Source organism: Aliidiomarina iranensis (assembly GCF_003987135.1).
GTDB lineage: Bacteria > Pseudomonadota > Gammaproteobacteria > Enterobacterales > Alteromonadaceae > Aliidiomarina > Aliidiomarina iranensis.
Genome location: NZ_PIPJ01000004.1, coordinates 162,496 through 182,860 on the forward strand (window position 1 = coordinate 162,496; position 20,365 = coordinate 182,860).

Consider the following 20,365-nt stretch of genomic DNA (forward strand, 5'->3'; position numbering starts at 1 on the left):
CTCTATTACGCAGCGCTAATTCGTTTTTCGATCTTAAATCAGAACGAAAATTAGCACGAATAATACATATCGAATTCAACAGGGTGCGTTGTCATCATCAGCTTCTCTACTTCTTTGCGCTTCAAGCCAATGTAAGCATCGATCATATCGTCGCTCATTACACCGCCAGCGGTTAAGAAATCGCGATCTTTATCTAACGCATCTAACGCCATTTCCAATGAACTCGCTACCGTTGGAATTTCTTTCGCTTCCTCAGCTGGCAAATCATACAAATCTTTATCCATAGCATCGCCCGGATGAATTTTGTTTTGAATGCCATCAAGGCCGGCCATTAACAACGCAGTAAACGCGAAGTATGGGTTCGAGCTTGGATCTGGGAAGCGCGCTTCAATACGGCGCCCTTTTGGATTCGAAATTAATGGAATACGAATCGATGCAGAGCGGTTCCGTGCTGAGTAAGCAAGCATGACCGGTGCTTCGAAACCAGGTACCAAGCGCTTGTAAGAGTTGGTACCAGGGTTAGTAAAGGCATTAATTGCACGCGCGTGCTTAATAATGCCGCCAATGTAATACAACGCCGTTTCTGAAAGGCCACCGTATTTATCACCAGCAAATAAGTTTTTACCATCTTTGGCTAAGCTCATGTGCACATGCATACCTGAGCCATTATCACCCACTAAAGGTTTCGGCATAAAGGTGGCTGTTTTGCCATAGGCGTGAGCTACGTTATGCACTACATATTTAAAAATTTGCAGCTCATCAGCTTTATTCACCAAGGTGTTGAACCGGCAAGCAATTTCGTTCTGGCCTGCAGTGGCCACTTCGTGGTGGTGCGCTTCTACAACCAAGCCCATCTCTTCCATCACTTCGCACATTTCGCTACGAATCTCATGGGAAGAATCAACCGGTGGTACTGGGAAGTAGCCGCCTTTCACACCTGGGCGATGGCCTTTATTGCCACCTTCATATTCAGTGCCTGAGTTCCACTTCGCTTCGATATCATCGATTTTGTAGAACGAACCGCTCATGTCGGTATTAAAGCGTACGTCGTCGAACAAGAAAAACTCTGGTTCAGGGCCCATCAAGGCGCTATCGGCAATACCGGTTGATGCTAAGTATTCTTCCGCACGGCGCGCAATAGAACGAGGGTCACGATCGTAACCTTGGCGCGTATCAGGCTCTAAAATTGAGCAACGTACAATCAGCGTAGGAATTTCTGAAAACGGGTCCATTACCGCGGTTTCAGTATCTGGGCTCAACACCATGTCGGATTCATTAATGCCTTTCCAGCCGGCAATTGATGAACCATCAAACATTTTGCCATCTTCAAAAAAATCTTCGTCAATCTGTGAAACCGGAATCGTTACGTGTTGCTCTTTACCTTTAGTATCGGTAAAACGCATATCCACGAAGCGTACTTCGTTTTCTTCAATTAAATCCATCACCGCTTTAATAGACATTGTTTGCCTCCGGGTTGTTGTGCGTATTTGTGCAGATAAGTGTAAATCTAAATTGTGAACTATTTAGCAGCCTGTGTAGCAAACCGCGTGCCAAAACCAAATTAAACGCCACATGCCATTGTTTTTAATGATAAAAATAAAATGGCTACGCCGTTGTGCTGCTATTACTTCGAAATTTTTCAGGCTCACGCTATGAAAAAGTTAAGCCCCGAACAATATTGCACTAATTTGGTGCGTAACGCTCTGGTTCCATAAAAAAAGGCGCACCACTATGGTGCGCCTTTTTCTTAATCTAAACTCAGCAAGTGCTCAATGAGTTGATTATAATCTTCTTGTGTTCGCATATCTTCGGGCAGTGGGTTTTTCACTAAGTAGCGCCCATTCACCACAATAGCTGGCACACCAGGGATTTCATTGCTTTGCATTTCGTTGAAGGTTTGCTCCATTGTGCTCACAATTTCCGCCGTATCAGCGATATCAAAAATAGCTTCTTCATCTAACCCTTGTTGCTGAAAAAATACCGATAAATCGGCAAAATCAGGAAGATCTGGCGCTTGGCTTTGATAAAAGGCCAGCATTTCAGTACCTACATCTCGGCCGGCCACTTCACTTGTAGCATGATAAATACGCGCATCAAGCGCCCAGCGCTCATTAAATACCGCATGCCGGCGCACTACTGGCGTTTCTGGAAAAGCTTGCTTCACACCCTGAATAATCGGCTCAAAACGCTGACAAGCAGGGCAACCTACCCAAAAGTATTCCACAATGAATGGTTCAGCGCGATCACCTTGCACCGGATTTTCCAAAACGCGGTAGTAATCACCCTCAGTGAATGAACGTGATGCCGCGGCGGCACTTGCTTCTGGCACGGCTTCAGTACTGCTACTCGGCGCTGGTGCCTCACCACCGCAAGCTGAAATAGTTAGAATGGCCACAGCCGAAAGCAAAGCAGCGCGAATTGAGCGGAATAAACCTCGTTCTGTCATAAATACTTCCTATGATTAATTAACTAAAAAATTTATTTTCTGCGCATTAGGGCCACAGCATAGCGTTCCTAATAGGAAAAACGTAGTTTTTTCGTTAAATATAGCGCTGCTTTCCATTCGGTGCTTTTTTATTCAGTGAAATCAGCGTATGATCCGCCCCCCTATGGCCCGATGGCCTTCACCACAGGTTAAAATACAGTTTTATGTCAAAAGCTATTGAAAAAATTCGCAATATCGCAATTATCGCGCACGTTGACCATGGTAAAACAACACTGGTTGATAAACTTCTGCAACAATCTGGCACACTTGAAAGCCGGGGCGAATTGCAAGAACGGATCATGGATTCAAACGATCTAGAAAAAGAGCGCGGCATTACCATTCTCGCAAAGAACACTGCGATCAATTGGGGCGATTACCACATCAACATCTTGGATACTCCAGGACACGCTGATTTCGGCGGTGAAGTAGAGCGCGTACTTTCAATGGCCGATTCTGTATTACTTTTGGTTGATGCCGTTGATGGCCCAATGCCACAAACTCGCTTTGTAACACAAAAAGCGTTTTCGCACGGTTTGCACCCTATTCTTGTAGTAAACAAAGTTGACCGCCCAGGCGCTCGCGTTGATTGGGTTGTTGATCAAATCTTTGATTTGTTTGTAAACCTTGGTGCTACCGATGAACAACTCGATTTCCCAATCGTTTATGCATCGGCACTAAATGGTTTTGCCTCGCTTGATTCAGAAGTGAAGAGCGGCGATATGAACCCATTGTTCGAAACAATTGTGCGTGAAGTTGCGCCGCCAGTTGCTGAAATCGATGGCCCATTACAGTTACAAATTTCACAGCTTGATTACTCAAGCTACCTTGGCGTTATCGGTATTGGCCGGATTCGTCGTGGTACCGTAAAGCCAAATCAACAAGTAACCGTAGTGGGTGCCGATGGTTCTACCCGCAATGGTAAAATTGGTAAAGTGTTTGGTTACTTAGGCCTTGATCGCATGGAAGTTGATTCTTCACATGCGGGCGATATCTGCGCGATTACCGGTTTGGGCGAATTAAAAATCTCCGATACCGTTTGTGCAGTAGGCCACAACGAAGCGTTACCACCGCTTACCGTTGATGAACCGACAGTAACCATGACCTTCCAAGTAAACACCTCGCCGTTTGCTGGTAAAGAAGGGAAATACGTTACTTCTCGCCAAATTCTTGAGCGTTTACAAAAAGAATTAGTACACAACGTTGCGTTGCGTGTTGAAGAAACGGCTGACCCGGATAAATTCCGTGTATCAGGCCGTGGTGAATTGCACTTAGGTGTATTAATCGAAAACATGCGCCGTGAAGGTTTTGAATTAGCGGTTTCCCGCCCTGAAGTTATCATCAAGTATGAAAACGACGTGAAAATGGAACCCTATGAAACCTTAACCGTTGATGTTGAAGAACAGCATCAGGGTTCTGTAATGGAAGCGTTAGGCCTGCGTAAAGCAGAAATGACCGACATGCAGCAAGATGGTAAAGGCCGTACGCGTATTGATTTCATCGTGCCGAGCCGTGGCTTAATTGGTTTCCAAACTGAGTTCATGACACTTACTTCAGGTACTGGTTTGGTATACCACGCGTTTGATCATTACGGCCCGCACAAGGGTGGCAAAATTGGCCAACGTGTTAACGGTGTATTGATTTCAAACGCGCAAGGTAAAGCATTGGCATACGCCCTGTTCAACATCCAAGAACGTGGCCGTTTGTTCGCTTCGCACGCTGATGAAGTTTATGAAGGCCAAATTATTGGTATTCATAACCGTTCGAACGATTTAACCGTAAACTGTTTGAAAGGTAAGCAGCTAACCAACATTCGTGCGGCAGGTACTGATGAAGCGTTAACGCTTACGCCGCCAATCAGAATGTCGCTTGAGCGTGCGCTTGAGTTCATCGATAACGATGAATTGGTAGAAGTAACGCCAAAATCTATTCGTGTACGCAAGAAGTTCTTAACTGAGAATGAGCGTAAACGTCATTCACGCACTGGTGGCGAAGAAGCTTAACACGCCGCCTCATGCGCCGTGATAAAAACGCAAAAACCGGTTTATCGAGAGATAAACCGGTTTTTTGTCGCCAAGGTTCGCGCTTATTCACTCGCGCCTATAAAACTGTAATTAATTGTAGCAAGGTCACTTTACTGAAAAATATAGCTCGTTAATTAAACACTCGCGATTCGTGTGGTATTACGGCCCTCAGCCTTCGCTTTATAAAGCATTTTATCTACTAGGTTCAGCGCAGGCTCAAGTTGATCAAATTTGTGCATAGCCACTACACCGAAGCTACAGGTAACCGCAGGCATATCACTATCAGCAAAACCGGCCGGAATGGCTACTCTTAAGCGCTCAGCAATTTCTTCGCCCATAGCAAGATCGGCTTCGATTAAAGCCATGAACTCCTCACCACCCCAACGGCAATACAAATCGCCCTCTCGGAGCACTGATTTTAAAATCTCGGCCAACTTCACAAGCACGGCATCACCGATATCATGACCGAAGGTATCGTTCACTTTCTTAAAATGATCGACATCAAACATAATAAAGCAATAGCGCTTGTTATTTGTTTCAGCAGATTTTCGGTTACCGCGCGCCGATAATTTATTCACCAACACCCGTTTTACACATTCGGAAAAATAGCGGCGATTATAAAGATTCGTAAGCCCATCACGCTGCGCTAACCGCCGCATTTGCTTGGTATATACGCGCTGTTTAGCGAGTAAGAACGCAAATACCAACGAAATAATAAAGAAGATACCTAGCTGAATCAGCAACGCAGGTAACGCTTGAGTTAGATATTCAAACGTGGAAACGCTCACCACAAAACCCACAACACGAGTATTTAACGAGCCGTAGAGCGGATCGAGCCGTAGAGAATATAATCTCCCATCCACGAACAAAATATCAAAGTACTTGTTTCCTGCCGCAACAGCTTGCTGCAACTTAGAACGCTTTGCGCTAGCTTCAAGCACCGTATTTCGCTCTGCATCAGAAAGCCATGTTTGCTCGCTTTCCACACGATTAAAGATATTTTGAATCACTAAATCTGGTGAAAGCAGATAATCATCATAATTACTTTGTTCACTCTCAAAAACAAACGCCTCTACAACGTCTCGCAGCATTACAAAATCAACGCTATCGCGGGCGATTTGCTCATAACCTTCTTTGAAGCTAATCAGTGAATTAGATATCTCAACACTGCCCACGTGCGCACCTTGGTAGAACATAGGATACACATGCCGGTAGCCATTAAAAATCCGCCCCTCTTCAAAGCCATGAAATGGTTCTAAATTTTCATTCACATATTTAACCGAAAAACGAAAATCAGAGAGGTCGTCGCCATACAGATTTGGCCGATGCATACGCAAAAAACTATGGTTATCCGTAGTATGAAAGTGCAGTTGTTGAACATTTGAAAACTGTAATGTTTCATACAACGGTTGCATCAACCGATATAGAGCTTCGCGCACTTCCGCTTTCGCGTTCTCATCGCCGTTATGGGCTGTTGCTAGAAGCTTTTGTACTTCAGGAACATTGATAGTGGTTTGAAATACCGAATCACTGAGCGTACCCGTGGCTTTTACATTAAATTGAAATTGCGCTCGCTGTTTTTCATGCTGAGCAACAGAAAAAGTTTTTATCTGGCTATATACCGTGTAAACAAAGGCAGCGGATAGCAGAATAAAAATAGCAAGGGCGAATCCGAACACGGCTCGCCAATGAATATTTTTTAATTTTTCGAAGGATGGGTTTTTCAATCTAAAGCTCAGATTCTGCTCAACCAAACGCGTATGATAAATGGTTAGATATCAGAATAAAAGTAAGCTCACAGTAATTCCCATAGATTGATTCTGAGTAAATACCTTTTATTTTCAGTTAACTACCTATTTATAGGTAGCATTAATTGCCTCGTTGCAAACTGAACTGCTGTAATGTAAGTACGAGCTTTGAACGCCCAACCTAGACTAAAATAACCCCGTAAATAACTGCGAAGAAATGGGCCACACTGGCGGCTAAAACGAACACATGCCAAATTGCATGGTGATATACCATTTGCTTACGAACATAGAAAATAACGCCGAATGAATAGAGCAAGCCGCCCACTAACAGCAGTGTAAGGCCAATCGTGTTCACATACTCTAGCATAGGCTTCATCGCTACTAAGGCCATCCAACCCAACCCTAGATAAAGCGTAAGTGATAACCACTTGATGCGTTCTTTTTTCATAGTTTCAAGAAAAACACCACCAATTGCTATCGACCAAATAATGATAAACAGCGGCCAACCCCAAGATTCACGAAGGTTTACCAGAAGGAAAGGGGTATAGGTACCGGCAATTAAAAGGAAGATTGCGGCATGATCCATTAACTGAAAGAATCGTTTCGCGCGCTCGTTGGTAATCGCATGATAGAGCGTTGACGCTGAATATAGCAGGATGATGGACGCACCATAAATGGATACGCTCACTATGTGCCATACATCGCCATATTCAACGGAAAGCCAAAGCATTACTACTAGGCCAATCACACCTAAAATGGCACCGAAGCCGTGGCTTACTGCATGCGCTATTTCTTCACCCAACGAATAGTTTTTCGCGGAACCCATAAATACCTCTGTCACTTAAAAAAGCAAATTAGGTTACTATTAAAACATATTCAGCGCACACGTGTAAGCCTAATTTTCAAGCTTGGCTCGGGAGCACATACATTAAGTTGAAATTGTTATCATTAATCGTAATCTCGCTCGATTTGCTTTAGCTTTTTCATGAAGTTTTCATAATCGCGCGCAGAATCGTAATCAAGGTGATAGGTATTGTGAAAGCCCGTGCGAAGTTTTACTTTGTGGTCTTCTAAAAACACCGTGTAGCCATCGTGATCGGTATAACCAATAACACCCTCAAGCTCGTGCCGGTCGTCTTTTGCGGTGCCATGCTCAGTGATTTTTTCAAACACTGAGAGAATCATTCGAACACTTATATCTTTATCCATATTACACCTCATTGCAGCTTAAAATTGGTTCATTCATAGCACGCTAACGTGGAATCAAAGCGTATAGTTCAGAAGTGTAGTACAAAAACTGCAGCAACCCTTTGGATTGCTGCAGTTCTTTTGAGATATCGCATATTTGTTCAAGTATCCCGTGAAAAGGCACTCGTTAACTTAACTCTTGCGTGCTAATTTCCGCTTTTTCACCTTGCTCGATAATACCCGCTTTTCAATAAACTGGTAGAAAACCGGGATAAAGAATATTGATACAAAAGTGGCTACCAACATTCCTCCTACCACAGTAACCCCCACGGCCTGCCGCGCCGCAGCACCAGCACCGGAAGTAATTACTAGTGGCATAGCACCTAAAATAAAGGCAAGCGATGTCATTAATATGGGGCGAAAACGCTGACGGCACGAAATAAGCGTTGAAGCAAGTACACTCATGCCGCGTTTCCTATTGATTACGGCGAATTCAACGATCAATATCGCGTTTTTCGCGGATAGCCCAATTAGTACCAATAGCCCAACCTGAAAGTAAATATTGTTCTGTAAGCCGGTTACCCAAGTTGCCATCACTGCACCAAAAATCGCAAAGGGTATAGCCGTTAGCACTGCCAATGGTAGGCTCCAACGCTCATACTGCGCAGCCAGCAGCAAGAACACCATAAGGATCGCAAAGCCAAACGCTAGGCCTGCTGCATTTGAACTTTCCCGCTCCTGCCTAGAGGCGCCTGTCCAGAACAACTGATAATCTTGATCTTCGCTTACTAGCGCCGTTACTACTTCTTCCAACGCTTGCATTGCTTCACCAGAACTATAACCTGCAGCTGGATCTGCCAATAACCGAGCCGCTGGGCGGTTGTTGTAACGGTGTACTTCATCTGGCCCGGTGATACGTTCAATTTGCACTAGTGAGTTGAGTGGAATCATTTCTCCGCTGCCGGCACGCACAAACACATCGGCTAAGTTGTGTGGGCCTTCACGATAAGAAGATTCCGCCATCATGTAAACGCGCCATGCACGGCCAAGGTAATTAAAATCGTTTACATAAGCTCGCCCAAAAGTTGAGCGCATTGCTGCGAAAATTTCGTTGATCGGCACATCAATAGATTTTGCCCGTTCGCGATCCACATACGCAGTATAACGCGGAATATCCATGTTTAATGTAGTGCGCAAATTCTCCAGCTCTGGCCGTTCATTGCCGTTTTCGATCACTTGATTAATGCGCTCTACCAACCTTTCATTACCACCATCCATAATGGCAACTAGGTACGCTTCGAGCCCGCCGGTGGTTGAGATACCCGAAATCGGAGGCGGATTAAACGCACTCACACTTGCTTGTGAGTGTTCAAGGCCAGCCGCATTTACACTTTCAGCGAACGCTTGGGAACCATTACTGCCTAAATCGCGATCATCCCAATGCTCAAGGGTAACGAAGCTTGCGCCAACGTTCGGCTTTCGGCCTCCGTTCACAAGATCATAGCCCATGAAGGTAAGCGTGTTCGCCACACCCTGCATTTCCCCGAGCTCGGCGTTCCAAGGCAATGAGAAGGCAACGGTGCGATCGAGCGAGGCCCCCTCAGGCAAACGGTGAGAAACCATCACGTAGCCCTGATCTTCATCAGGTACTAAGCCGCCCGGCAATTGAGTAAAGCCACCCCAAGCAGCGAGCGCAATAACCACAAATACGGCACTTGCAATCCCCGTTCGCTTCAGCATAAAGCGAACGCCGCTGGTGTACTTTTGGGTGGCTTTATCAAACCAATCATTGAACTGCGCAAGCAGTTTCGGTGGTGGCTTGGGTTTTTCTTCCAAGATAAGCGCACACAACGCCGGCGATAACGTAAGAGCAATAAAGCCTGATAAAATTACCGATACCGCGATAGTGAGTGCAAACTGCTGATACATAATCCCGGCAAGCCCACCTAGAAATGCCACTGGGATAAACACAGCAGCGAGTACCAATACCATGGTGATAATCGGCGTTGATACCTCTTGCATGGCTTCAATCGCAGCCTCTTTCGGGGTTAAGCCTTTCTCGCGAATTAGCCGTTCCACATTCTCTAGTACAACAATGGCATCATCAACCACGATACCGATAGCTAGAACCATTGCTAGCAAGGTTAATAAGTTCACTGAAAAGCCAAACACAAACATGCCAGCAAAGGCGCCTATGAGGGCTACTGGGATCGATAGCAAGGGTATTAACGCGGCGCGCCAGCGCTGCAAGAACAAGTAAATCACCGCCATAACCAAAACTAAGGCTTGGAATAGCGTGAACACAACTTGCTGTATGGATACCTGCACAAACTCGGTAGTATCGAACGAGGTAGAATAATCAACCCCAGAGGGGAAGCTTTGGCTCATGCGCGCCATTACCGCATCGACTTCCTGTGATACTTCAAGCGCATTGGCGCCTGGGCGCAAGAAGATACCCATGGGAACCACAGTTTCACCATTTTGTACTGCATCAAAATCGTAATTACTGGCACCCAGCTCTACTCGCGCCACATCACGTAAACGAACTACTGAGCCGCCTTCATCGCTACGCAAAATAATTTCTTCAAATTGCTCAACACTCGAAAACCGGCCCTCGGTTCCAATGGGAAAACTAATTTCTTGTGGATTATTTGGGTTGGGTGCATCGCCAAAACGGCCGGCCGCGAACATGGCATTTTGTTCGTTTATGGCGGCACTTACATCGGCGGGTGTGAGCCGATAATCGGCGAGTTGATCTGGGCGTAACCAAACGCGCATCGCATAGGTTTTCGAACCAAAGAAGGTAACGCTGGCAACACCGTTTACACGGCTTAACTCATCTTGCACCGTGAGCGTGGCGTAATTGTTCAAAAATAGGGAGTCACGGCTAGCATCGGGAGAGCTCAAGGAAACGATTTTCAGAATCGAGCTTGATTGCTTGCGAATTTGTACACCATTGCGCTGCACTTCCTCGGGTAAACGAGAAAACGCCCGTTGCACCTGCGCATCTACATCGATTGCTGCTTGGTCTACATCGGTGCCCACTTCAAATACCACAGTGATGCTTACACTGCCGGTATCGTCGGCCGATGATGTCATGTAGAGCATATTCTCAACGCCATTAATATATAACTCTAATGGCGCGGCAACTGCTTGCGAAGCAGCGTTCGCAGTAGCGCCTGAATAACTCGCTTGTACTACTACCTGTGGCGGCACAATTTGTGGATACTGCTGAACCGGCAGCATGCGCAGCGACATCAAGCCTGCAATCACAATAAGAATGGATAAAACCGAGGCAAGTACTGGGCGTTCAATAAAGTGCCTAGCTATCATTCAGCAATCTCCACGTTCACCTGAGTACCCGGTTGTAACATCGATAAGCCCTCAATGATAACCCGATCGCCGCTTGCTAAACCTTGTTCAATCAGCTGCTCATTACCCACGCGAACACCTAAGGTAACTTCACGCACCTGCACGATATCTTGATTATCCACAATATACACCACAGCCTGACGGCCTGATTGAATAATAGCGCGTTGTGGAACGGTGATGGCATAAGGCATTTCAATCTGCGGTAATTGCACACGTACAAATTGGCCCGGCAGCAAATCCATGTTGGGGTTTGGAATTACGGCTCTGGCTTCAATTGTGCCTCGCTCGCGATCAACAACACGGCTCACATAATCAATATAACCTGTTTCCGGATGCTCGCGGCCATCACTAAAACGTAAACGAGCTGCGGGGCCTGAACCCTTTTCGTTCTCGCCTGATATATCGGTATTGCGCAACAGGTAGCCGGCGGCTATATCGCTTTCATTCACATTAAAATGAACATAGATTGGATCTAAACTCACAATCGTAGCAAGGGTATCATTCTCACTAATAAGATTACCCACAGACACCGATTCACGGCTTGCAACGCCATCGATAGGCGCCACTATTTCGGTGTAATCGTAACGTAGTTTTACATCTTCGTAACTGGCCTGCGCCGATTGCACATCGGCTTCCGCCGCTTCTAAACGAGATTGAGTTTGATCGCGCTCACGGGCACTAATGGCACCATCAACAAACAGGTTTTCAACCCTCGCCCAATCGCGGCGCGCTTCATTAAATACAGCTTCTGCACTGGTTAATTCGGCTTGAGCTTTTTGCAGATCTACTTCATACGGGGCTTTCTCAATAGAGAACATAATTGTGCCCGCTTCCACGAATTGGCCTTCATCAAAATCTCGAGATTCTAAAACACCACCTACCCGAGCGCGAACCTCAGCAACCATATTTCCCTCGGTTCGAGCGGCGAACGAGCGTTCAAGCTCCAGTGTTTGCGCCTGCACTTCTGTCACTAAAACCCGGTGCTGTGGCCGCACGTCTTCGTCGGGTGCTGCCGTTGTTTCTGAGCAAGCACTGAGAAGCACAATCGCAGCAAGTGCGAGAATTGCATAGGCGGTTTTATGAGTTGCCTTTACTTTCTCAATTGTATTGAAGTGCATAGTATTTAACGCCTGCTGTGTTGGATTTCGCTCTACGATCATTGTAGTCATGGTTAAGGCCTCCATTCGAACCTTTCTTTACATTTGTAAAGAGTACCTAGTTCGCGCCTAAACAGCAGGTGCATTTACAGTTACTTTACGGGCAAAAAACGCTTTATTCTTTGTTTTTCGGCGGGGCCTCTTGCGATTGTGCAGCACTGCCTCGGTGAGGGTGAATCTGCCCACTGGTGGTTTGATAATGACGATGAGTAAATATAAAGGCGTGAATAATCGCCGCAACATAAATTACGGGCGCACCCGCATAGGCACCGGGAATATCGCCGCCGGAAGCTATTCGTAGTAAATATAGCGCTACTAAATATAGGGCTAGGCTCAACCATACTTGCTTGCGAGCACCGGAAATCCATACGGCAACGGGTGGTAACACAACCGCCAATAAATAATTCATTGCTTCATCCTCGTTCTTAACGTTTTATTATTCTGCGTTTACACAGCATCGCCTATCTCACGCGCTTCGGCAAGGTTTATAGCCTACGGAATTTGATTCTCAGCCACTCTGTAGAGCGCGTATCAGCAGTATCGTTACGAGTTCGCAAGGCATTATTACTTGCCTCACCAAAGAAGAGGTTCGCCATCCCAGAACCAAAAGCCACCCGTATCTTTTGCGCTAAGCCCATTAATAACCGCCCAAATGCGCTCGGCCGATTCCGCAGCGCTATACAATTTATCGGCAGGCAGCCGCTCTTGGAATGGTTTAGAAAGTTCGGTGTCTGTGGTGCCAGGGTGAATCACACCAATACACAATTGTTTGTGCGTGCGCTTGAATTCAATTGCAGCCGTTTTGTAGAGCATATTCAACGCGGCTTTCGAAGAACGATAGCCGTACCAACCACCGAGATGATTATCGCTGATACTGCCAACTTTAGCGCCAAGCTGTATCACAAAGCTCGGCTCTTTTTTTGGTAATAGAGGTTTCGCGTGTTGTAAGATTAGGGCTGGAAGAATGGCATTCACCCGGAAATACTCGAGCAATTGTGCTTCGTTAAGCGATTCAATGCGCCGTTCCGGCTGCCAATTCCCGTGTTGTTCATTTTCTTGATGCAACCAACCTATAGTAGAGAGCACGCCGGAAAGCTGAATGTCTGCCTTCGCCCAAGTAGCGAAAAGCGCCTGTAACGATGCTTCACTTAACGAATTGCGGAACCAGATTAACCGGCCGGGATTGATTTCAATTTCACTATCTTCAGTTTGTTCAACAATGCTGAAATTTTCAGCTTGCAAGCTGTTGTGCAGGGGTTCTGGGCACTGGCCTCGGCCTACGGCGAGCACACAAGCTTCTGGGTTATTTTCAAAGTATTCTTGAATGAGCGCTTGGCCTAAACCGCCATTGGCACCAAATACAGCAATTATTTGCATTCCTACCTTCCTTGCAGGAACACGCTGAGCTCAATTTCTCAGCCTGATACCTGCATCAGTTAAATAGATAAGGTAGCTTGTTTCTGCTCCGGCTTTGGCTTTTCGGAACCAAATTTCTGCCATGCTTTTTCATGGAAAAAATAGGCCACTGTATTTACTGAGGGTTCAATCAGCGCCACTAGCCCACCGAGCACAAAGCTACCGGTGATTATCCAAGTTACGCTAAAGGCTACAAAAAAGTGCACTATGGCAAAGGTGAATGTTTTTTTCATGATTCGTTCTCCCACATCAAGCTTTCGTTGGCGAAACAAAAAGTTGCGCCGGAGCTAAATGATCATGGCTTTATCAATATACCTAAATGATAACAGTTCTCATTTAATCCGCTAGTGGAAAATTTCGATGAGGATAAACGATAAGCTCAATTATACGGATAAATGAAACGTAACTGGCCCATCGTTTACTAAACTAACTTGCATATCAGCCGCGAACTCACCGGTTTCCACTCCTATATTATGGCTACGCAGCGATGCGCAAAAATGTTCATATAAGGCATTCGCTTGCTCTGGAGTGGCAGCGGAAGAAAAACTCGGCCGCCGCCCTTTGCGCGTATCAGCAGCTAGGGTAAATTGCGAAACAACCAGTATTTCACCGTTAATATCACGCACATCAAGGTTCATTTTGTCGTTAGTGTCGGCAAATATTCGGTAACTCGCCACGCGCCTTGCGAGTTGTTCTGCGCTGGCCGTTGAATCTTCTTTTTCAACCCCCAAAAATACTAAAATGCCTTGGCCAATTTTCCCCACAGCCGCACCATTTACATCCACCTGAGCCGATCTCACTCGTTGAATTAACGCTATCATACTAACCTTTGCTACTAGCCGAAGATTTAGCGGCTACCTCATTGTTTGTTTCATCCGGCGGCACTTCATCGCTCGGCTCATCCAAAAACTCTTCAATACTCACCGTAATTTCGGCACCAAATAAAATGATATTCCACGATAAATACACCCACACAATCAGAATTGGAATCGTAGCGAGCGCCCCATAAATCAATTCATAGGAAGGAAAGTATTGTAAATAAACGCGGAAGCCGTATTTCGCTACTTCGAACAAAAATGCACTAATCGCCGCACCCCAAATGGCATGGCGAAATTTAACAACTTTATTCGGCACCATGGCATAGAGTAACAAAAAGGCCACTGTGGTAGTAAAGAATGGGAAGAGTGTAAGTAATGTAGCCCGCAAACCACCCACATAATCATCCGCAAAAGCGGTAATCGATAATAAATAAGAGCTAAAGCCTATCCCCGTACCTACCAACAATGGCCCCATGGTGAGCACCATCCAATAAACAGCAAGGCTAATTATCGTGCGCCGGCGATTATGCACGCGCCAAATCGTATTCATGGCACGATCGATTGCTGAGATCAGCATGATGGCCACCACGAACAAAAATAACGCCCCTATCGCCGTCATTTGGCTAGCGTTGCCTACGAATTTATTTAAATATTCCTGAATCGCCTCGCCACTGGTAGGTACCAAATTAGCCAAGATAACCGATTCAATAGATTCTCTGAAGGATTCAAACATGGGAAATGCGGAGAATATCGAGAACACAACCGCAACAAGAGGCACTAAAGAAAGCAGGCTCACATAGGTAAGATGGCCTGCCATCACGTTGATACGATCGTCGCTGCAACGCTTAAAAAAATGCTTTAAAAACGCATAACTCGAGCTCAGGGCGCTAGCCACGCGTTCACGTGCCTGCTGCCAATCAAATGGCGAATTGCTACTCATGTTAATGCCTTATATTCAATCAAGATACCGGCTCTCATTGTGGCAGGGTACTTGAATTCCGACAAGTCGTACGTGCATCTTCATGGATCATGCTTGCTTCTGTCATAAAGCTACTTTAATCTCGATGTCCGCTTTCGATTTTGGGGCATTATGAATTTACGGGCTACGAACTTACAAATAAAAACACCAAACAGCGAGCAAGAGTGGGATGCCTACTATGCTCTGCGCTATCAAGTGTTGCGTAAACCTTTTCGCCGCCCGCTGGGCTCAGAAAAGGATGAATACGATCAAGTAGGTGAGCACCGCATGTTGGTTGATACTGATAACAACATTATCGGAATTGGCCGGCTGCATTTTAACAGTAGCGAAGAAGCGCAAATTCGCTTTATGGTGGTTACACCGAGGCACCAAGGCGAAGGCCACGGTGTTTTGTTAGTTCAATCGCTCGAATTGCTCGCGCGCCAACAAGGCGCTAAACGCGTAATTATTCGCAGCCGCGATACTACCCTTGGCTTTTATTTGAAGTGCGGTTACGAAATCAAAGAAGAAGGCAATACCGTTGATAATCCAATGGCTGAGCACCAATTGGTAAAACGCTTAGATCCGGTGAACCACATCGTATATCGCCCTACATGGTGTGGCGAATTACAAAAAACATGGCACTCGGAAATACCGGTGAGCAAGGCCATGGGCATCCGTATTTACCAATACACCGGCCGCAGTATCGAACTACGCGCGCCCCTTTCTCGAAACATCAATGTACATGGAACTATGTTCGCGGGCAGCCTTTATACGCTTGCTACGCTCACCGGCTGGGGTTTATTGCAGCTGCAGCTTCGCGAACGCGAATTATCAGGCGCAATTGTTTTAGCCGAAGGCAACATTAAATATCGCAAGCCGGTGATCAAAGAGCCGCGCGCAGTGGCGTATTTAAATGAAATGAAGGGCGATTTTAGCCCTCTACAGCAAGGCGAAAATGCGCGCATTACACTCACGGTCATGGTGCGCGATGGGGATTTAGCCGGCGCTGAGTTTAAAGGTGAATACGTAGTGTTGGCACCGCGCGAAGGCGATGCCACTTAACTACATATCCTTAACTTACTCGTAAACTAACCAATTCGGTTAATTCACCACCGCGAATTAAATAATAAATCGCTTCAATATCCGGCGCGAAATAACGATCTTCATCGTAGAAGCCAACTTTATTACGCACCGCAGCATGCACCGCTTCTAATACCGGTGATGATTGTAAAGGCCGGCGGAAATCCATGCCCTGTGCCGCTCCAAGCAACTCGATAGCAATAATATTCGCCACATTCTCAGAAATATCCTGCAATCGCCGCGCCGCAAAGGTAGCCATAGAAACGTGATCTTCTTGGTTCGCCGAGGTTGGCAAGCTATCAATTGAGGCGGGGTGCGCCAGCGTTTTATTTTCTGAAGCTAGCGCCGCAGCCGTAACTTGTGCCAGCATAAAGCCCGAATTCACGCCGCCATTATCCACCAAAAATGGCGGTAAATTACTCAAATGCTTATCCACTAACAAGGCAATACGGCGTTCTGATAACGAGCCGATTTCAGAACACACAATGGCTAATAAATCTGCCGCTATTGCTACTGGTTCTGCATGAAAGTTACCGCCCGAAAGAATATCGTTGTCATCAGGGAAAACTAGCGGATTATCGGTTACACCGTTTGCTTCGCGGCCGAGCACCGCGCTGGCATAGCCCATTTGATCCCATACCGCGCCCATCACTTGCGGTTGGCAGCGAAGCGAATAAGGGTCTTGCACCTTGCCACAATTGGTGTGGGAATCTCCAATTTCACTACTTGTGCTTAAAATACGCCGAAGTTCCGCCGCAACCGCAACTTGCCCAGGTTGGCCACGAACAATGTGAATACGCTCATCGAATGGTGTGCGCGAACCCAACGCCGCTTCTACCGTCATGGCGCCAGCTAAAGTAGCGGCAGCGAATACATCTTCAATGGCAAACAACCCATGTAAAGCCAGAGCGGTTGAAGCTTGCGTACCATTCAAGAGCGCTAACCCCTCTTTTGGCGCCAATTCAATTGGGGCTAATCCTAGTTGCTTTAAGCCTTCATTTGCAGGCATGCGCTCGCCATGAATACGTAATTCACCTTCACCCAGCAGTGGCAACACCATGTGCGCAAGTGGCGCTAAATCGCCACACGCGCCTACCGAGCCCTTTTCCGGCACGCAAGGATAAGCTTGGTTATTTACCAAGGCGATTAAGAAATCAATCACTTCTGGGCGAACCCCGGAATAACCGCGGGCAAGCGAGTTTATCTTTAGCACCAGCATTAACCGCACTACTTGGTCAGACATCATCTTGCCCACGCCAGCGGCGTGTGAAAGAACAATACGGCGCTGTAAATCAGCCAGTTGCTCTGGCGCGATACGCGTGCTCGCCAACAGGCCAAAGCCAGTATTGATACCATACACAACGCGGCCCTCAGCCAACACATCGGCTACCGTTTTTGCCGCACGCTCAACATCTTTGTAAGCCTCGGCAGGGAGAGAAATGTTTACCGCGTTGCGATCAATATTACGAAGTTCCGCTAACGATAATTGCCCGGGCTGTATTTCTAATTTATAGCTCATTCACTTTTCCATTAATTGTTTGCTAGCAACGTGTATTGCTTCTGTACTAATGCTTCTCTGCTAAGGCGCTAGCGAGGGTAAATCTAGGTTGCTCTCTAACGCCGCTTGCTTGGCGATATCGTAGCCAGCATCGGCATGGCGCATTACGCCAGTTCCAGGGTCATTCCATAACACTCGGCCAATGCGCTCTGCCGCTTCATCGGTGCCATCGGCCACAATAACAACGCCGGAATGCTGCGAGTAACCCATACCCACACCACCACCATGATGCAATGAAACCCATGTGGCGCCGCCAGCTGTGTTTAACAGCGCATTTAATAGCGGCCAATCCGATACGGCATCGGAACCATCTAACATGGCCTCGGTTTCTCGATTCGGGCTCGCTACCGAACCAGAATCAAGGTGATCACGGCCAATAACAATAGGAGCTTTGAGTTCACCATTTTTAACCATTTCGTTAAACGCTAAACCTAAACGCGCTCTATCTTTTAATCCCACCCAACAAATGCGTGCGGGCAAGCCCTGAAACTCGATACGCTCGCGAGCCATATCAAGCCAATTATGCAAATGCGAATCGTCAGGCATTAGCTCTTTTACTTTCTGATCGGTCTTGTAGATATCTTCAGGGTCACCCGAAAGCGCTACCCAGCGAAACGGGCCGATACCTTGGCAAAATAATGGTCGGATATACGCGGGCACAAAGCCGGGAAAATCAAACGCGTTACTCACACCTTCATCTTTTGCCATTTGCCGAATATTGTTACCGTAATCCAGCACCGCAGCGCCACGTTCTTGCATAGTGAGCATGGCTTTAACTTGCACGGCCATCGATTGCTTCGCTGCCTTCACTACCGCGCTCGGATTCGATTCCCGCTCGGCTGCCGCTTGTGCCATGCTCCAGCCTTGCGGCAAGTAACCGTTGAGCGGGTCGTGAGCTGAGGTTTGATCAGTAACCACATCTGGCGTTACGCCGCGCGCCACGAGTTCTGCATAAACATCGGCCGCATTTGCCAACAAACCCACTGAAATAGCGCGCCCTTCTTGCTTAGCGGTTTCCAAACGAGCCAGTGCATCATCTAAATCACTGGCCTTTTCATCCACGTAGCGTGTGCGTAAACGGAAATCTATCCGGCTTTCATCGATATCACAGGCCAACATACTGAAACCAGCCATGGTGGCAGCCAATGGTTGTGCACCGCCCATACCACCAAGGCCACCGGTGAGCACCCATTTCCCCGCCGCATCGCCAGAAAAATGTTGCCGAGCCACCGCACCGAATGTTTCATAGGTGCCTTGCACAATGCCTTGAGAGCCAATGTAGATCCATGAACCGGCCGTCATTTGCCCATACATCATCAAGCCCTGTTTATCGAGCTCATGAAAATGCTCCCAATTTGCCCATTGCGGCACCAAATTAGAGTTGGCAATAAGCACGCGCGGAGCATTCGCATGGGTAGGAAAAACGCCTACTGGCTTACCACTTTGCACCAGTAGTGTTTCGTTATCCTCTAATCGATTCAGCACTTCTACAATCTTATCGAAACTCTCCCAACTCCGCGCAGCGCGACCAATACCGCCATATACCACTAAGCCCGCCGGATGCTCGGCCACCTCGGGATCTAAATTATTCATTAACATGCGCTTGGCCGCTTCGGTTTGCCAGCTCTTTGCCGTTATTTCACTGCCGCGCTCAGCGCGAATCACTCGGTTTTTATCAATTCGGGTAAAGCTCATAATACATTTCCTTTTTCTGCAGCTTGTTCAACGAGCATCGATAGTTACCGTGCTACTTTAAATGTCATGTGTCCACCCAAACGAAACCGTGACCCTGGGTGAGTGAGTGTGGCTTGGCTCACCACACCCTCGCGGCCGCTAGTGCGGCGTTGAATTTGCAAACACGGTTCGGCCGCATCGAGCTGTAACAAAATCATTAATTGTTTGGAAGGCAGCACCGCCTCAATCAAGTGGCTTGCTTCGGTAAGCGGGGTTACTTCGCATAAGTATTCATGGGGCGTGCATTGAGTGTAATCTTGCTCTAAATACTCTGGCACTAAGGTAGGGTTTACATAACGATCTTCTACCTGCACTGGCTGCCCGTTCTCAAAGTGGGTGATTACCGAGTGCAATACCTCGCTCCCCACTTGCATTTGCAAAGCGGTGGCAATACCTGCCGGCGCGGGTACACGCTCTAACACCTGCACAACAGCATGGTGGCGGTGATTCCGTAACCGAATTTCATCGGCTATGTTTCGAATCGTGAGCAGCGCTGATTGCGATTTCAGTGGGGCAACAAAGGTGCCAGAACCACGAGTGCGGGTAACTAAGCCTTCTTCCGAAAGCTCTTGCAGAGCTCTGCGCGCTGTCATTCGGCTCACTGAAAATTTTTCCGCAAGCACATTCTCAGAGCTTACCGGGTGATATTCCGGCCACTCGCCTGATTCAATTTTTTGGTAAATATATTCTTTAATCGTTGCAAATTTAGCCATGATAATTGGACTTTTTTGAATGTTGTATATACATTACCAGCGTCTGTAATTTAAAATCAAATGCTTTTGCCGGTTTTACCAAAAGAGCGGGCCTAAGTAGTGGGCCTGAAAAGT

17 protein-coding genes are annotated in these 20,365 nt (G+C 46.8%); 2 read left to right on the forward strand and 15 right to left on the reverse strand.

Features of this window, described 5'->3' with window-relative positions:
• Positions 1 to 50 precede the first annotated feature (50 nt).
• Together glnA and CWE08_RS07515 are read right to left on the reverse strand one after the other, a co-directional pair.
• The gene (gene glnA / locus CWE08_RS07510; RefSeq protein ID WP_126767215.1) at positions 51 to 1,460 is read right to left on the reverse strand and encodes a glutamate--ammonia ligase; all 1,410 of its coding nucleotides are present in this window, start codon (positions 1,458 to 1,460) and stop codon (positions 51 to 53) included.
• A gap of 287 nt (positions 1,461 to 1,747) precedes the next feature.
• Positions 1,748 to 2,446 (reverse strand): DsbA family protein, encoded by a 699-nt coding sequence (locus tag CWE08_RS07515; protein ID WP_126767217.1) that lies wholly within the window; start codon positions 2,444 to 2,446, stop codon positions 1,748 to 1,750.
• Between the two features lie 203 nt (positions 2,447 to 2,649).
• Here CWE08_RS07515 and typA point away from each other — a divergent pair, with 203 nt between their 5' ends.
• Positions 2,650 to 4,485, forward strand: coding sequence for a translational GTPase TypA (gene typA, locus CWE08_RS07520; protein ID WP_126767218.1), 1,836 nt, complete (start codon positions 2,650 to 2,652; stop codon positions 4,483 to 4,485).
• A gap of 155 nt (positions 4,486 to 4,640) precedes the next feature.
• Here typA and CWE08_RS07525 read toward each other — a convergent pair whose 3' ends face one another.
• From CWE08_RS07525 to CWE08_RS07570, 10 genes are all read right to left on the reverse strand, one after another.
• Positions 4,641 to 6,185 carry a sensor domain-containing diguanylate cyclase gene (locus CWE08_RS07525; protein ID WP_126767220.1) on the reverse strand — a complete coding sequence of 515 codons (1,545 nt, stop codon included), beginning with the start codon at positions 6,183 to 6,185 and terminating at the stop codon, positions 4,641 to 4,643.
• Between the two features lie 250 nt (positions 6,186 to 6,435).
• A complete protein-coding gene (gene trhA, locus CWE08_RS07530) occupies positions 6,436 to 7,080 on the reverse strand; it encodes a PAQR family membrane homeostasis protein TrhA (protein WP_126767222.1) in 645 nt (214 codons plus the stop codon).
• Between the two features lie 122 nt (positions 7,081 to 7,202).
• A complete protein-coding gene (locus tag CWE08_RS07535) occupies positions 7,203 to 7,463 on the reverse strand; it encodes a DUF3081 domain-containing protein (protein WP_126767223.1) in 261 nt (86 codons plus the stop codon).
• A gap of 171 nt (positions 7,464 to 7,634) precedes the next feature.
• The gene (locus CWE08_RS07540; protein ID WP_126767225.1) at positions 7,635 to 10,775 is read right to left on the reverse strand and encodes an efflux RND transporter permease subunit; all 3,141 of its coding nucleotides are present in this window, start codon (positions 10,773 to 10,775) and stop codon (positions 7,635 to 7,637) included.
• Entirely contained in the window at positions 10,772 to 11,983 is a 1,212-nt protein-coding gene (locus CWE08_RS07545; protein ID WP_157981238.1) for an efflux RND transporter periplasmic adaptor subunit, read from the reverse strand. Before CWE08_RS07545 ends, CWE08_RS07540 begins: the two co-directional genes overlap by 4 nt.
• A 103-nt stretch (positions 11,984 to 12,086) precedes the next feature.
• The gene (locus tag CWE08_RS07550; protein ID WP_126767228.1) at positions 12,087 to 12,380 is read right to left on the reverse strand and encodes a YqaE/Pmp3 family membrane protein; all 294 of its coding nucleotides are present in this window, start codon (positions 12,378 to 12,380) and stop codon (positions 12,087 to 12,089) included.
• 164 nt (positions 12,381 to 12,544) lie between these two features.
• Positions 12,545 to 13,348 (reverse strand): SDR family NAD(P)-dependent oxidoreductase, encoded by an 804-nt coding sequence (locus CWE08_RS07555; RefSeq protein WP_126767229.1) that lies wholly within the window; start codon positions 13,346 to 13,348, stop codon positions 12,545 to 12,547.
• Between the two features lie 59 nt (positions 13,349 to 13,407).
• Positions 13,408 to 13,620, reverse strand: coding sequence for a DUF2061 domain-containing protein (locus CWE08_RS07560; protein WP_126767231.1), 213 nt, complete (start codon positions 13,618 to 13,620; stop codon positions 13,408 to 13,410).
• Between the two features lie 150 nt (positions 13,621 to 13,770).
• Positions 13,771 to 14,208: a D-aminoacyl-tRNA deacylase gene (gene dtd, locus CWE08_RS07565; protein ID WP_126767232.1), complete on the reverse strand. Its 438-nt coding sequence runs from the start codon at positions 14,206 to 14,208 to the stop codon at positions 13,771 to 13,773.
• 1 nt (position 14,209) lies between these two features.
• Positions 14,210 to 15,145 (reverse strand): virulence factor BrkB family protein, encoded by a 936-nt coding sequence (locus tag CWE08_RS07570; RefSeq protein WP_126767234.1) that lies wholly within the window; start codon positions 15,143 to 15,145, stop codon positions 14,210 to 14,212.
• Positions 15,146 to 15,295: 150 nt separating this feature from the next.
• Between CWE08_RS07570 and CWE08_RS07575 the strand changes: the two genes are divergently transcribed.
• Positions 15,296 to 16,228, forward strand: coding sequence for a bifunctional GNAT family N-acetyltransferase/hotdog fold thioesterase (locus tag CWE08_RS07575; RefSeq protein ID WP_126767235.1), 933 nt, complete (start codon positions 15,296 to 15,298; stop codon positions 16,226 to 16,228).
• Between the two features lie 10 nt (positions 16,229 to 16,238).
• Here the strand turns inward: CWE08_RS07575 and hutH are convergent, their stop codons facing one another.
• Genes hutH through hutC form a run of 3 tightly spaced genes read right to left on the reverse strand, consistent with a single transcriptional unit; the run spans position 16,239 to position 20,251 of the window.
• Positions 16,239 to 17,765, reverse strand: a complete 1,527-nt coding sequence (gene hutH / locus CWE08_RS07580; protein ID WP_126767237.1) for a histidine ammonia-lyase — start codon at positions 17,763 to 17,765, stop codon at positions 16,239 to 16,241.
• 60 nt (positions 17,766 to 17,825) lie between these two features.
• Positions 17,826 to 19,499 carry a urocanate hydratase gene (hutU, locus tag CWE08_RS07585; RefSeq protein ID WP_126767238.1) on the reverse strand — a complete coding sequence of 558 codons (1,674 nt, stop codon included), beginning with the start codon at positions 19,497 to 19,499 and terminating at the stop codon, positions 17,826 to 17,828.
• 44 nt (positions 19,500 to 19,543) lie between these two features.
• Positions 19,544 to 20,251, reverse strand: coding sequence for a histidine utilization repressor (gene hutC / locus CWE08_RS07590; protein WP_420837080.1), 708 nt, complete (start codon positions 20,249 to 20,251; stop codon positions 19,544 to 19,546).
• Between the last annotated feature and the right edge of the window lie 114 nt (positions 20,252 to 20,365).